10 protein-coding genes are annotated in these 15,690 nt (G+C 44.2%); 1 reads left to right on the top strand and 9 read right to left on the bottom strand.

Features of this window, described 5'->3' with window-relative positions:
- Positions 1-37: 37 nt before the first annotated feature.
- Entirely contained in the window at positions 38-1,570 is a 1,533-nt protein-coding gene (locus ACP14V_RS06335) for a nuclear transport factor 2 family protein (protein ID WP_272609813.1), read from the bottom strand.
- A complete protein-coding gene (locus ACP14V_RS06340; protein WP_272609814.1) occupies positions 1,567-3,777 on the bottom strand; it encodes a bifunctional alpha,alpha-trehalose-phosphate synthase (UDP-forming)/trehalose-phosphatase in 2,211 nt (736 codons plus the stop codon). The genes ACP14V_RS06335 and ACP14V_RS06340 overlap by 4 nt, the downstream gene beginning before the upstream one ends.
- Before the next feature lie 103 nt (positions 3,778-3,880).
- Between ACP14V_RS06340 and ACP14V_RS06345 the strand changes: the two genes are divergently transcribed.
- Entirely contained in the window at positions 3,881-5,683 is a 1,803-nt protein-coding gene (locus ACP14V_RS06345) for a glycoside hydrolase family 15 protein (RefSeq protein WP_272609815.1), read from the top strand.
- Here ACP14V_RS06345 and ACP14V_RS06350 read toward each other — a convergent pair.
- From ACP14V_RS06350 to ACP14V_RS06380, 7 genes are all read right to left on the bottom strand, one after another.
- A complete protein-coding gene (locus tag ACP14V_RS06350) occupies positions 5,673-7,121 on the bottom strand; it encodes a pyridoxal phosphate-dependent decarboxylase family protein (RefSeq protein WP_272609816.1) in 1,449 nt (482 codons plus the stop codon). The genes ACP14V_RS06345 and ACP14V_RS06350 overlap by 11 nt on opposite strands.
- Before the next feature lie 102 nt (positions 7,122-7,223).
- The gene (locus ACP14V_RS06355; RefSeq protein ID WP_272609817.1) at positions 7,224-9,035 is read right to left on the bottom strand and encodes an acyl-CoA dehydrogenase family protein; all 1,812 of its coding nucleotides are present in this window, start codon (positions 9,033-9,035) and stop codon (positions 7,224-7,226) included.
- A gap of 39 nt (positions 9,036-9,074) precedes the next feature.
- Positions 9,075-9,431, bottom strand: coding sequence for a four helix bundle protein (locus tag ACP14V_RS06360; RefSeq protein ID WP_272609818.1), 357 nt, complete (start codon positions 9,429-9,431; stop codon positions 9,075-9,077).
- A gap of 33 nt (positions 9,432-9,464) precedes the next feature.
- Positions 9,465-10,655: an acetyl-CoA C-acyltransferase gene (locus ACP14V_RS06365; protein ID WP_272609819.1), complete on the bottom strand. Its 1,191-nt coding sequence runs from the start codon at positions 10,653-10,655 to the stop codon at positions 9,465-9,467.
- 74 nt (positions 10,656-10,729) lie between these two features.
- The gene (locus tag ACP14V_RS06370) at positions 10,730-13,135 is read right to left on the bottom strand and encodes a 3-hydroxyacyl-CoA dehydrogenase/enoyl-CoA hydratase family protein (RefSeq protein ID WP_272609820.1); all 2,406 of its coding nucleotides are present in this window, start codon (positions 13,133-13,135) and stop codon (positions 10,730-10,732) included.
- Positions 13,136-13,150: 15 nt separating this feature from the next.
- Positions 13,151-13,597, bottom strand: coding sequence for a MarR family winged helix-turn-helix transcriptional regulator (locus ACP14V_RS06375; RefSeq protein WP_424987972.1), 447 nt, complete (start codon positions 13,595-13,597; stop codon positions 13,151-13,153).
- Positions 13,598-13,912: 315 nt separating this feature from the next.
- Entirely contained in the window at positions 13,913-15,682 is a 1,770-nt protein-coding gene (locus ACP14V_RS06380; protein WP_272609821.1) for an AMP-dependent synthetase/ligase, read from the bottom strand.
- Between the last annotated feature and the right edge of the window lie 8 nt (positions 15,683-15,690).

Below are 15,690 nucleotides of genomic sequence, written 5' to 3' on the forward strand. Positions count from 1 at the left end.
ATTTTAAAATGTGAGTCTATGAAAGTAGCAAAAAGACTCATTGTAAAAAAGTGACTTTTACGATTTTTCCATTTTCTACTTCATAGATGGCCACGGCGGTTATCACAGAATCATTTACCGTTACATATTCTTCATCGATTACCTTGTTCCCGATAACTATACGATTCTTGATCTTACAATGAAGGTTGGAGGTGTTTTTAAAGAAGGAGTCATATCTGGTCCTCATATCCTTTTTGCCTTTGAGGGTAACTTGGTTGGGAAAATTATAGAGGGCAATAGTATCGGAATAGGTATCCATAAAAGCATCAATGTCGCGGGCATTATAAGCGTCCAATTGCTCTTGCACAACGGATTCGGCATCTGCGGTCTGTTGATTGGGAAAAATAAAGGTCATGGAGGTGATGAGCCCACCTTCAACGGTATACAGAGCCACTTGATGCCCCTGTCGACCATCAACCATGGTGATTTCCTCATCGATTACTTTATTTCCTAGGGTTATTCGTTTAACCACCTCAACCTTTGCATTTTTGGTATTGGCGTAGAACCGTTCATAATTGGAGAACATTTTGGCCTTTCCCACATACATGGTGTCGTTGGGAAAACGTTGTGCCAGGACATTTTCTGCATAGCAAGAGACAAACCCATCCAAATCCCGTTTATTGAAGGTATCCACTTGCCTTTGTACGATTTCTTTGGGTGAAATCTCTGTGACCAAGGCCAATCGCGTTCCACTTGGATTTACGGCCATTCGGGATATTTTAAAGACTTGGTCTTTGTCAAAAACCTGGAAATCTTTCCAAGTATCTCCCACTTTTGGATTGTAGAGGGAAATTCGGTTGTCATTGGGAATAAGAAGTGCGCCATTGGGAAGCCAAACCATATCTTCAACGGGGTCGATTAACGTTAAAACAGTATCTGTTACATGATTGGTTACGTTAAGAGATTTGATTTGCCAAAGTTCGTTTTTTGAGGAGCCCTTGCTAATGAAACTGACCAAATCTGTCCCCGGAATTTTATGGAGGGAGCGCCCCACATTTTTGTATACGGTATGTTGGGAGCCATTATCGAGGTCGATCACCACCAAATCCATCCGGTCTGCCACCAATACTGTGCAGACCAAAACATGGTCATTGTACCACACATGATAACCTATCTTTAAGTCGGAAATAGCTTCGGATTCCCCGGTTTTTATATCGTATTCATACAATCTCTGCAATCCATCCAAATCCAACCTAATGGCAGAGATGGCGTTTTCCCCTGGAATTCTCAGTGGGGAGTATTCGCTTCCCGTGGGTGTATTGGTAATCCAAGAAGAGGTGCTTCCTTGATTGATGTTGAATCGCAGGATATCGGTTTGGTCGGCCCTTGTCGAAGAAAGCAATACCGTATCATCGTCCCAAAAAGAGGGCTGGTTGTCATATCCATGATTGTTGGATATATTCTTGGGATTGGATAAAGGAGCATTTCCGTTGCTCATGTCAAGGTCAAAAAGGTAGACCTCAGTATTTGCTTGACTGTAACTGTTGAAAGTCATCAGCAAGCATACTAAAAGGTAGAAGTGTTTCATCATGGTTTTGCAAACCGTTTTAAAAGTTCCCGAACCCGTTTAGTGTTTTCAACGTGGTATTTGGCCTGGGTCTTTTTTAGTCCCACTTTAACAGTTATGGCCGAGTTGGGGAGTTCTTGGAACATAAATTCATCAGTCCAATCGTCTCCAATGGCAAATACGAAATCATAGTCATCCTCTCCCAGCATGCGCACGGCGGCCCTGCCCTTGTTCACATTACTACTTTTGACTTCCATCACTTTGTTTCCGTTGAGAACGCTAATATCGTCATTCCCGATAAGACTGGTCAAGACCGTATTGAGTTCCGTGGCCCTTTTTTCACCAAAATCAGGGTCGGTGTTTCGGTAATGCCACGCCATGGAGTAGTTTTTCTCTTCAATAAAAGAGCCAGGGGTCCGATCCACAAAAGATTCCAGTACCGGTTTAATTTTTTCCATCCAATCGCTCTTTACATTTTCCAAGAGTTTAAAGTCTTCACCATCTTTGGAAATCCAAACCCCATGCTCCACGATCATATTGTACTTTTTGGGAAGGAACCACCTGCCAAAAGTCTGTTTGTCCCTGCCACTGATCAAAAATAGGGTAGTGTTGTCCTGTTCATGTAATTGATCCAGCAAGTCGTAAAGCTCCTCATCGGGCAATGCCTTTTGAGGGTTTTTGTGAAACCCGGCCAAAGTACCATCATAATCCAAGAACAACAGCCGTTTTGAAGAGTCTGCGTACTCCTTGGAGATGGTATTGAGGCAGTCGTTTGTGATCTTTTGGGAGATATAGGCATGCCCCAGTGTTTTCTTTTGGTTGAGGGCACTCATGAATTCGTTGGCCCACACTTCCACATTGTAACGTTCCAACCGTTTTTGAAGGAAGGTATTTCGGGATTGTTGCTCTTCCAAAGGCATGGTAATGGCCTGGCGCAAGGTATCTGCCTGCTGCTCGAAATTATTGGGGTTGATCAAAAGGGCTTCGTTCATCTCATAGGCAGATCCGGCCATTTCACTCAAAATAAGCACCCCTGACTTGTCCGTTCGGGTGGCTATGTATTCCTTTGCCACAAGGTTCATCCCATCTCGAAGCGGGGTAAGCCATGCAATATCACTGGAAGTATACAGGTCGATGAGGTTTTCAAAGGGAAGGGAACGATAAAAATACCAGATGGGCGTCCAATTTACAGTGGAAAGTTCGCCATTGATGCGTCCCACCAACTCATCGATTTCTTTTTTCAGCAATTGGTATTGGGGTACATTGGAGCGAGAGGGCACCGCAAGGATGATCAACCGTACCTTTTCCTTGTACTCTGGATATTTGTTGAGAAAATATTCGAAGGCATTGATGCGCTTGGCAATACCTTTACTGTAATCCAAACGGTCAATGGAGAGAATCAATTTGGTATCAGGAGCTGAGGCCTTATGGTCATCCAAGCGTTTTTGAAGATCACTTCTATTGTCTTGCTTTCTTTCAACTTGTACCAAAGCGGCATCTCTAAACTTCTTATAGTCGATTCCCATAGGGAAAGAATCCACTTTGATGACGCGGTTATCCAAATAAATCTCATTGAAGCTTACCTCCAATCCCAGAAGTCTTCGCACAGAACTCAAAAAATGCCTTTCATAGTCGTAGGTGTGGAACCCAATAAGATCGGACCCCAACAAGCCTTCCAATATTTCTTCACGCCAAGGGAGGGTTCTAAAGATTTCGTAGGAAGGAAACGGAATGTGCAAAAAGAATCCAATGGAGGTATTAGGGCGTTTTTCCCTGACCATTTGCGGAACCAGCATTAACTGATAGTCATGTACCCAAATGGTGTCATCCTCATCCGATTTTTCAATGATGGCGTCAGCGAATTTCTGGTTCACGGCCTTGTAGGTGTTCCAAAAATCCAGTTCAAACTCGGAATATTTCAAAAAATAATGGAAAAGGGGCCATACGGTCCTATTGCTGAAACCAAAGTAAAAACCGTCCACTTCTTGGGCATTCAGTTTTACCTTGGCACAGCCATTTTCTTTCAAGGCCTTGTCAATGGCATCTTCAAGTTCAGGGGGCGTATCCTCATCCGTGAGGCCAGACCAACCTATCCAAAGGCTTTCACTGCCACTGTGCACCGACTTCATTCCAGTGGCCAATCCTCCTACACTGGGGATGGCATTGATACTTCCATTGTTGATTTGCAATTGAACGGGCAGTCGATTTGAGATTATGATAGTTTTGGCCATAAAAGGGTATTTTTTGACAGGTTTTACTTTTAAGTTTCTTTAAATTTCGGGAAATTCGACTGTAAAAGCAATTCATTCTAAACCTTTTGAGGATAATTAGCCTATGGATAACCTGGATTATGGAATTATTGGAAATTGTAGAAGTGCTGCCTTAATCTCAAAAACGGGCTCGCTGGATTGGTGTTGTCTGCCCCAATTTGATTCCACTTCGGTCTTTGCAAAGTTGTTGGATGAGCAAAAAGGAGGAAGCTTTGAGTTTCTTGTGGATGATGCGTATGAAACTCATCAACAATACTATGATAGCACAGCCATATTGATCACACGTTTTTCCCGAGGGGAAGATGTCTTTGAGGTGCATGATTTTATGCCAAGGCACCATAAACACAACAATGGAAAGTACAATGCCCCTCCTGAGATCATTCGGTATGTAAAGTATGTTTCGGGAAAACCAAGCTTTACGGTGAAGTACGATCCCAAACTGGAATACGGGTTGGGGCAGACCGAGCATCATGTGAAAAAGGATTTTGTAGCGAGTCTCACCCATAAGTTAAAGTATGATACCCTGTTCCTTTATACCTCTTTCAACAAAAAAGGGGTTTTGGAAGGAGGGGAGATTTCCTTAAAAGAGGATGGTTATTTTATGATTTGCTACAACGAGAAAATTCTTAAGCCCACTACGGAAAAAATGGCCTTGGAATTGGAGCGTACCAAAGTGTATTGGTTGGATTGGGTGGATAAGACCCCTACCTATAAAAAGTTCAACAAGGAAATCGTACGGAGTGCAATTACCTTGAAGATGCTTACATACGATAAAACGGGGGCGGTTTTGGCCGCCGCCACGACCTCTTTACCCGAAACCATTGGTGAGGTCCGTAATTGGGACTACCGATTCTGTTGGATCAGGGATGCCTCCATGGTAATCAAGGTGGTTTCCGAACTGGGGCATAAGAATTCCGCCAAAAGATACCTGCAGTTTATCATTGACCTTATGCCGGACAAGGATGAAAAACTCCAGATTATGTACGGTATCAATCAAGAAAAGAAACTCACGGAGCAAACCTTGGACCATTTGGATGGATACAAGGGCTCGAAACCTGTTCGTATTGGCAATGCCGCCTATAAGCAAAAGCAAAACGATATTTACGGTATCCTTATGGATGTCATCTATGAGCAGTTGGTGAAATTCAGCAATGACATTGAAAATGTGGAAGAGCTGTGGAGCATCACCAAAGGAATTGTCTGGATTGTAAGCAAACACTGGAGGGAACCGGACAAGGGTATTTGGGAATTCCGAGGAGAAGACAGACATTTTACCTTCTCCAAGGTACTGTGCTGGGTGGCTTTGGACCGGGCCATTAAAGTGGCCAAGATCTTTGGAAAGACCCATAAGATTGAAAAATGGACAGCACTTGAGCAAGAAATTAAAAGAGATATCCATGAAAATGCATGGAACAGTGATATCAATGCCTTTGTGCAATCGTATGGTTCCCGCCACTTGGACGCTTCGGTATTGTTGATGGAACCCTATGGTTTTATCAATGCCCGAGACCCCAAATATGTGAACACGGTGCAGGCCATTGAGGAGGGATTGAGCAATGATGGATTATTGTATCGTTATAAGAATGAGGACGATTTTGGCGAACCCTCATCGTCCTTTACCATTTGTACCTTTTGGTTCATCAACAGCCTCTTTAAAATAGGGGAGGAAGAGAAGGCTTTGGAACTTTTTGAACGTTTGTTGGGCCATAGCAATCATTTGGGACTCTTTAGCGAGGATATTGATTTTAAGACCAAGCGCTTATTGGGTAATTTCCCACAGGCGTATTCCCATTTGGCTTTGATCGAATGTGCCATCAACTTTTCAAGAAAGCAGAGCGAGGAAAAAATATTGGAATCTATAGGGTAGGTTCCGGAGCCATCAATTTTTCGGCTAGGGTTTTGATTTTTTCCAATAGCCACCCCAAATGTTCCATGGTGGTAAAGGGGTTCATTAAACTGGTCCTTAGGTAATGCACGCCCCTTAGTTGGGTCTGGACCATATAAAATTCCCCATCCTCCAATAATTGCTGACGAATGGATTGGTTCAAGCTGTTAAGCTGTTCCAAACTCAGTTGAGGTGCCACATACCGGAAACAGAGGATGTTGGACATGGGTTCAATGGCCAACTCGAAATTAGAATCACTATGTATCAATTGGGCAAATTCTTTTCCTAAATCATACAGTTTGGTCACATTCTGGTCAAAAATGTCGTCCCCGTATAGTTTTAGTAAAATGTACCAATGTAGGCCCATCATGGATTTGGTGCACTCAAAAGTTCTTTTCCCTCCATTATACCAATCTTCCTCATCCGTATGGGTCAATAAGTAGTCCGCTTTTTGGACAAAGGTGGTATGCGAATGAATACCTTCCCGGTATAGAAGTGCCGTGGTAAGGGTAGGCATCATCAGCATTTTGTGTCCATCTATGACCACGGAATCCGATTTTTCAATCCCTGCGAGCAGATGTTTGTATTTTTTAGAGAAAATGGCAGCACCTCCATGGGCACCATCCACATGGAACCACAATCCTTTTTCTTTTGCGAACCGGGCAATGGCCTCCAAATCGTCATAAATGCCGGTCGCGGTGGATGGGGCGCTGCCCACAATCGCAAAAACGTGAACTCCATTTTCCAAGGCTTTGGCGTGGTAATTTTCCAGTTGGGAAGTGTCCATGGTAAAATCCTTTGTAACCGGAACTTTAATGATTCCCTGGTCGCCCAACCCCATGATACGTGCCGCACGGTCCACACAATAATGGGCTTCTTCGCTCACCATGATGCCTAGTTGTTGGGAGCTGCCTTCCGTCCAAACGTTGTGCTTTGCCTTGGCTTTCCGTGCCGATAGCAATGCGGTGAGATTGGCTAGTGTACCACCTGATGTCAACAGCCCTCTGGACGCTTCCCCGTAGCCCACTTTTTTGCAAATATGATCTGTAACGATGCGTTCCATGGCCGTAGGGGACATTCCCATTTCGTAAACAGCCATTCCGTTGTTCAACAAAGAGGCCAGCAAGCCGGTCAAGGCGGTAATTGGGGCAGGAACTCCCACTTGGTGCCCAATGTATTTAGGATGATGGGTATGGGTGGTTCTGTGTATGACCTTTTCAAAAAAATCGTCTGCATTTCCGTTGTTGAAAAAATCCTTCCAGGATTCCAATTCAACACTGGGTTCGGCCCAATCAATGGTCTTTGGATTTTTCCCTGAAGTGGTGTTGTCGATATGGTCGGCCAAAAGATCTATCAATCGGTGACCCATTTCCCTAAATTGACTTTGATCATAAAGGGATTCCATAGTGTTCCTTTCCATAGGATAAAGGTATGCTGTCTATGTAACCTTGCAAAATAGGATATAAAAAAACCGCCCTTTAAGGGCGGTTCTTCAGTTGTTTTGTTTCAAAAAACAATTGCATCAATCAAAGGTGTACCCGTTATCTGCGGCCACTTTATCCGCAATTTGCGTGCGAAGTGCCACAACATTGGGCTGGTTAGTATATTTTGTGAAACGCTTCAGTCCCATCAGCATCATACGCTGTTCATCTCCCTCGGCAAAAGAAACTATGGCTTCTTTTCCTTTTTGGATGACGATATCCACCGCTCTGTACAAATAGAGTTTGGACATGGCAATTTGCGTGGCTTGGGCTTCTTCACCAAAACGTTTTGCATTTTTCTCGGTACGAAGGATGGTGGACTCGGCCAAATACACCTGAATCAAAATATCCGCAGCGGATTGCAACAACATCTGGTGCTGTTCCAAATCCGGACCAAATTTTTGAACGGCGCTACCGGCAATCATAAGGAAGACCTTTTTCAAACGGGCCACCAAATCCTTTTCTTCGGAGAACAGTTCGGAAAAGTCAGGGGTGTCAAAAGATGGAATGCCCATCAATTCCTCACCAACGGCAGTCGCAGGACCTAAGAGGTCCACATGACCTTTCATGGCTTTTTTTACCAACATGCCCACAGCCAACATCCGGTTGATTTCGTTGGTTCCCTCATAAATCCGTGAAATACGGGCATCGCGCCAGGCAGATTCCATTGGGGTATCGGCACTAAAGCCCATTCCCCCAAAAATTTGGATGCCCTCGTCCGTGGTGTGTTGCACATGCTCGGATACGGCCACTTTTAAAATGGAACATTCAATGGCATATTCCTCAACACCTTTGAGTTCTGCTTCTTGGTGCGAGTTGCCTTCGGACTCCCGAATGGCAATCCGGTCCTCGATATTCTTGGCAGCTCGATAAGAGGCCGATTCATCCACATAGGCATTGGTGGCCATATCGGCTATTTTGGCCTTGATGGCCCCAAAGTTCATAATGGGAGTTTTAAACTGAATACGCTCATTGGCATATTTGGTCGCTTCATTGAGCACCCGTCTTTGGGCTTCCAAACAGGCGGCGGCCAGTTTAATCCGGCCAATGTTCAGGGCATTCATGGCGATCTTGAATCCGTTGCCCCTTTCGGAAAGCATATTTTCAACAGGTACCTTGGTCTCGTTGAAGAACACTTGTCGGGTAGAGGAGGAGTGGATGCCCAGTTTCTTTTCCTCATCGCCCAATGTAATGCCGTTCTCCGGATTGTTCTCAACAATGAAACCGGTAATGTTCTTGTCATCCTCGATACGGGCAAAAACGATGAACAGGTCGCAGAAACCCGCATTGGAAATCCACATTTTTTGACCTGTAATGCTGTAATGTTTGCCATCATCGGATAAAACAGCCTTGGTTTTCCCGGAATTGGCATCGGAGCCAGCCCCGGGTTCGGTGAGACAATAGGCGCCAAACCACTCGCCAGAGGCAAGCTTGGGGACGTATTTTTGTTTTTGTTCCTCGGTACCGTACAGGGTAATAGGCATGGTCCCGATTCCGGTATGTGCCCCAAAGGCCGTACTAAAGGAGCCTGTAGCCCCTGAAATGTAGTCGCAGACCAGCATGGTGGAGACAAAGCCCATTCCCATTCCGCCGTAGGCTTCAGGAACGGCAACGCTCAATAGGCCTAGTTCACCGGCCTTTCGCATACACTCTTCGGTATAGGCGTAGTCTTTTTTCTCAAAACGTTCCCAATGCGCCCAAAGTTCCCGGTCTACGAATTCCTTGGTGCTATCGCGCATCATTTTTTGTTCTTCGGTAAGGTCTTCAAGGGTGAAAACATCCTCGCATGGAGTTTCCTTTACCAGAAACTGACCTCCTCTTAAAATGTCTTTATTTGTTGTTTCTGTGCTCATCTTTATAAGATTTTAGATTCAAGAGACAAGAATCAGGACTTATTTCAATCCATCTTGAAAGCTTGATATCATTTTTTGTAATTGTTGGATTTTATGTTCTAAAAATTCAAATTTCTCTATGGAAATGTACTTTTGGTTCAAGGCAATAATTAATTGGGTTTCCCACTCAAAACTAGAACCAAGACTTACTTCTATATAATTATTAAAATGCTTATTTGTTGATTTGCTTGTACCTTCGGCAATATTAGATGGAATGGATACTGCACAACGGGTCATTTGGGATACAAGATTGAATTTTTCCATAGCCGGAAATTCTTTTATCATTTGATAAGTTTCATCAACCAAAATCATCCCTTCCTGCCAAATTTTAAGTTTTTTAAAATTATGTCTTCCCATAGTCTTGAATCTTGCCTCTATCCGTCTTGGTTCCTAAGCTAAAAATTCAAATATACCCGCAGCACCTTGTCCTGTTCCCACACACATGGTCACCATGCCGTACTTGCCTTTCATATTGCGTTTCCGCATTTCATCAAAGAGTTGCACGGATAATTTTGCCCCTGTGCATCCCAGTGGATGTCCCAAGGCAATGGCACCGCCATTCACATTTACAATTTCAGGGTTTAGGCCCAGTTCGCGGATAACGGCCAAGGATTGTGAGGCAAAGGCTTCATTCAATTCGATCAATTCGATGTCGCTTTGCTTCATTCCGGCCTGTTTCAAGGCTTTTGGAATGGCCTTTACCGGGCCAATTCCCATAATTCTGGGTTCTACCCCGGCAGCGGCATAGTTCACCAATCGGGCAATGGGCTCCAGATTCAATTCTTTTACCATTTCCTCGCTCATCACCATGACAAAGGCTGCGCCGTCGCTCATTTGGGAAGAGTTTCCTGCGGTAACACTTCCGCCTGCAGCGAAAACGGGTCTTAACTTGTTCAGGGTAGGGATATTGGTGCCTTTTCGAGGGCCTTCATCTTTGCTCACGGTGTAACTGGTAGTTTCTTTTTTGCCTGCTCCATTGATAAAGGTATGTTCCACTTCAATGGGTACAATCTGGTCTTGGAACCGATTTTCTTCTTGGGCTTTTAGGGCCTTCATGTGCGAATTATAGGCAAATACATCCTGATCTTCACGAGACACATTGAATTGTTTGGCAACGGCCTCAGCGGTCAATCCCATGCCCCAATAATAGTCTTCATGTCCTTCCTTGGCTGTGGCATAATCCGGGGTGGGCTTGTAGCCTCCCATGGGGATATAGCTCATACTCTCTGCGCCTCCCGCAATGATGCAATCTGCCATTCCGGATTGGATTTTTGCGGTGGCAATGCCAATGGTTTCAAGTCCAGAGGCACAGTATCTATTGACGGTCACTCCTGGAACATCGTCAATGTCCAATCCCATTAAAGAGATGAGTCGGGCCATGTTCAACCCTTGCTCTGCTTCCGGCATGGCGTTGCCCACAATGACATCGTCTATGCGTTTTTTGTCCAATTGCGGCAGTTCTTTCATCATGTGTTCGATGGTCTCAGCGGCCAGTTCATCGGGTCTTTTAAAACGGAACAGTCCCCGTGGTGCTTTGCCCACTGCGGTACGATATGCTTTTACGATATATGCTGTTTTCATTTTTTTAGATTTTTTAGATTCAAGAACCAAGAGAAAAGACGGCTGTCTTGGTTCCAATGTCTTGATTCTTGTTCCTAATTTCTAAGAGGTTTACCAGTTTTCAACATGTGCTGTATACGCTCCAAGGTTTTCCGTTCTGTACATAGTGAAAGGAAGGCTTCGCGTTCCAAATCCAATAGGTACTGCTCGGTGACATAGCTGGCTTCGGAGAGATCTCCACCGGCCATGACGTAGGCCAGTTTATCGGCTATTTTCTTGTCGTGTTCCGAAATGTAATGTCCGGCTTCCATAGAATCTGTGCCCACCAAGAACATGCCCAACGCTTGTTTTCCAAGCACTTTTACGTCCTTGCGTTTAACGGGTTTGGTATAGCCTGCTTCTGCCATTATTTTAGCATGGGCCTTGGCCGTGGCAATTTGTCGGTCTTTGTTTACCACCACTACATCCTTACCCTTTTGTAGGATACCCAAATCGTAGGCTTCATAAGCCGAAGTGGACACTTTGGCCATTCCTATGGTTAGGAAATATTCCTGAAGCACATTCAATTCCACATCATTTTTCCTAAAAGTATCCGAAGCACGAAGTGCCATTTCCTTGGAACCGCCCCCACCTGGGATGACCCCAACGCCAAATTCCACCAAACCGATATAGGTCTCTGCGGCTGCCACTACTTTATCGGCATGCATGGATAGCTCACAGCCACCTCCCAAACACATGCCATGTGGCGCTGAGATAGTGGGTATGGAGGAGTATCTCATCCGCATCATGGTATCCTGAAAGTATTTGATGGCCATATTGAGCTCATCATACTCTTGTTCCACGGCCATCATGAAAATCATGCCGATGTTGGCCCCAACGGAGAAATTGGCTGCTTGGTTACCAATGACCAATCCTTGAAAGTCTTTTTCGGCCAAGTCAACGGCTTTGTTCAATCCGGCCAACACATCGCCACCAATGGTGTTCATTTTGGACTGGAACTCGCAGTTGAGAATACCATCGCCCAAATCCTCAATGACCACGCCACTGTTCTTGAACACTTCGTTGGATTTTCGGATGTTGTCCAAAATGATGAAGGCATCCTGACCTGGGACCTTTTCCATGGTCTTTTTGGGGATGTCATAGAAATAGGTGGCCCCATCTTTTACGGTATAGAACGAATCGATGCCTGCCGCTTTCATTTCGGCAACCCAAGAGGCGGCTTCCAGACCTTCGGCCTTGATGAATTCCAGACCTTTGTCCAATCCCACGGCATCCCAAATCTGGAATGGTCCGTGTTCCCAGCCAAATCCAGCCTTCATGGCATCATCAATTTTATAGAGTTCGTCCGAAATCTCAGGAATGCGATGGGTCACATAGGCAAATAGGGCCCCGAAGCTTTTTCGGTAGAATTCCCCTGCCTTGTCCTTACCATCGATCAATATGGAAAAACGCTCAATGACCTTGTCAATGGTCTTGGTGAGTTCCAAAGTGGCGAATTTTGCACTTTTTTTGGCGCGATAGTCCATAGTGTCCAAATCCAAAGTTAGGATTTCGCTCTTACCATCGTCACCTTTTACCTTTTTATAGAATCCCTGCCCAGATTTGCTCCCCAACCATTTATTTTCCATCATGGTGTTGATGAAATCAGGAAGTTTGAAGAGCTCATGGCGTTCATCCTCCTTACAATTTTCATATATACCGTTGGCGACATGCACCAAGGTGTCCAGTCCTACCACATCCACGGTGCGGAAAGTGGCGGATTTGGGCCTACCAATGACCGGTCCTGTCAATTTATCTACTTCTTCCACGGTCATGCCCAACTCCTTCACCGCATGAAAAAGGCTCTGAATGCTGAAAATCCCGATTCGGTTCCCGATAAAGGCGGGTGTGTCCTTGGCCACTACGGAAGTCTTGCCCAAGTATTGTTCGCCATAGCCGTTCAAGAAATCCAGGACTTCTTGGGAGGTCTTTGGACCTGGAATGATTTCAAAGAGTTTTAAATATCTGGCAGGATTAAAGAAGTGGGTGCCACAGAAATTCTTTTGGAAATCTTCACTGCGTCCCTCACTCATAAACTTGATGGGAATACCAGAGGTATTTGAAGTGATCAAGGTACCAGCGGTGCGGTACTTGTCCAGATTCTCAAATACCTGTTTTTTAATGTCCAAACGTTCAACCACTACTTCAATGATCCAATCCACTTGGGCCACTTTGGCAATATCGTCTTCCAAATTTCCTGTTGTGATCCTATCGGCAAATTTTTGGTGATAGATCGGGGACGGTTTGGATTTTAAGGCTGAAGTGAGGGAATCGTTCACCAAGCGGTTCCTAACCATTTTGTCCTCCAGTGTCAAGCCTTTGGCCTTTTCTTTTTCGTTGAGTTCCCGTGGGACAATATCCAGTAACAAAACCTCGACCCCAATATTGGCAAAATGACAGGCAATGCCACTTCCCATAATGCCGGAGCCGATGACGGCAACTTTATTGATATGCCTTTTCATTTATGAATGTTTGTTTTAATTAGTTGTTTTTATGTATACTTTTTTATCGGAAATAAGTTTGTTGATGACCTCCACTATTTTAAAGAAACTTTGTAAATCTTCTTCTTCCACGTGTTCCTTTACCACTTCGTTGAACCGAAGAACTACACTTTTTGATTCTTCCCGTTTTTCCAAGCCAAGTGCTGTTAGGTGTATCAATACCCCTCTACCATCATTGGGGTTGGGTTTACGTTGAATGTAACCTCTTCCCTCTATATTCTTTAAAATTCTGGATAAGCTTGTTGCCTCCATGCCCATTTTTGGACCCAAGGCTGTACTTGGCGTCCCTTTTTTTGGGTCAATGCTCAAGAGTGTAAAACCAATTGCCATGGTAAGCCCATAGTTTTTGGCCTCCTCATTGTACATTTTACTGACCGCCTGCCATGTTGCCCGCAATGCATAATCAATGGTCAAGTCCTTCATACGTAGTTTGGTTTCCTCAAATATAAACAAATTTATTATGCATGCATAATAAATTTAAGTTAACTCAGAAACAATTTTTCTGTATAATGATTTCTTGACCAGGTAAGAAACAAAAAGGGATTTTGTAACTGGTCAAATAGGCTTGAGCTTAACTTTCAAATGTAATCAAGGACTTCTATCTTACTTGGGAATGACATTTGTTCATTGATTATGCTCTGATGATTGTTCTCTCCAAATTAAATCTTTTGCCTAGGCTGGAAATGACCAGAGACAATGGATATGGATAATTATTCATCTTAAACGGTCATTGAAAGATCAATGTCCATAAATGTCATCATAGAGATCTAGGTACTTCTCCTTTACAATTTTTCTACGCAGTTTCATGGTAGGGGTCAGGTGACCGTTGTCCACGCTCCATACATCTGGGGTCAGACGAAACTGTTTTACCTTTTCCCACTTGGCAAAATCTTCGTTGGCTAGGTCCACTTCTTCTTGGATACGGGCAATGACCTTGTCATTAAGGACAATATCCGAGTTTTCCCCTACTGTTACCTTATGGCGTTTGGCCCATTCGTGCAGAAATTCAAAATTGGGTTGTATCAGGGCTGCGGGCATTTTTTCACCTTCACCTACCACCATAATTTGCTCTATAAAACGGGATTGTTTAAAGCGATTTTCCAACAATTGGGGCGCTACATATTTTCCGCCAGAGGTTTTAAAGATTTCTTTTTTACGGTCGGTGATGCGTAAAAAGCCATCGGAATCCACTTCGCCAATATCTCCTGTATGAAAATAGCCATTGGTCATTACTTCTGCCGTTTTTTCTGGGTCCTTATAGTAGCCCATCATTACATTGGGGCCTTTGCAGAGAATTTCACCATCCTCGGCAATCTTTACTTCAACCCCATCTATGATTCGGCCAACCGTACCTATTTTCCATCCTTTGTTCCGTTGATCGTTTACCGCAATCACCGGAGAGGTTTCGGTAAGACCATAACCCTCCATGACCGGCATGCCTGCGGCAGCAAATATGCGAGCCAAACGGGGTTGTAAAGCGGCACTTCCCGATACCATGACCGAAAGATTCCCGCCTAGACCTTCTTGCCATTTGCTGAAAATAAGTTTTCGGGCAAGACCCAATTGTTTCTCGTACCACCACCCATTTTTACCGTAGGGTTCGTATTTTAGTCCAAGTTCCACGGCCCAGAAAAACAGTTTTTTCTTCACTCCGGTCAATAAGGTCCCTTTGGCAATAATGGCATCATAAACCTTTTCCAACAATCGAGGTACCACTGTCATTACATTGGGTTTTACCTCCTTGACGTTATCGCTGATTTTGTCCAACCCTTCGGCAAAATGGATTTCAATTCCACAATATTGGTAGAGGTATAAAATCATCCGTTCAAAAATGTGACAGACAGGCAAAAAACTCAGGGCACTGCCGCCGGTTTCAAAAGGAACCCTTGTTTCGCTTGAAATTACGTTGGACACAATATTATCATGGGAGAGCATAACTCCTTTAGGTCTTCCCGTTGTACCCGAAGTATAGATTAAAGTGGCCAAATCCTCCGGTTTTACCTGATCTTTTAATTTTTCCACTTCATTTTGATTGGAATCATCAGCTCCTTTTTCCAAGACTTCCCCCCAATTTTTACAGTTGGTCAATTGGTCAAAGGAATACACATCATTCAACTTTTTTAGTTTATCGCTGATAGACAGTATTTTTTGGAGTACCTCATCACATGAAACAAAGCAATACTTTGCTTCGGAATGGTTCAGTACGTATTCGTAATCTTCTTCGGATATGGTGGGATAAATGGGGACGGTCTGCGCACCAATCTGAAGTACCCCAATGTCCATAATGTTCCACTCTGTTCTGTTGGTCATGGAAATTATGGCAATTTTGTCATTGGGTTGTACCCCCATGCGCAACAGGCCCCTACTAATGGCATTGGCCTTTTCCACATATTCTTGGGTTGAGGTTGCTACCCATTTGCCATTGTATTTGGTGACCAATGACTTTTCCAGCGGAAGTTTGTTCAACTGGTAATAGGGGAAATCAAACAATCGGGTAACGTTTTGCATACTAAGTT

The sequence above is a fragment of the Flagellimonas alvinocaridis genome (assembly GCF_965248585.1).
GTDB classification, from domain to species: Bacteria; Bacteroidota; Bacteroidia; order Flavobacteriales; family Flavobacteriaceae; genus Flagellimonas; species Flagellimonas alvinocaridis.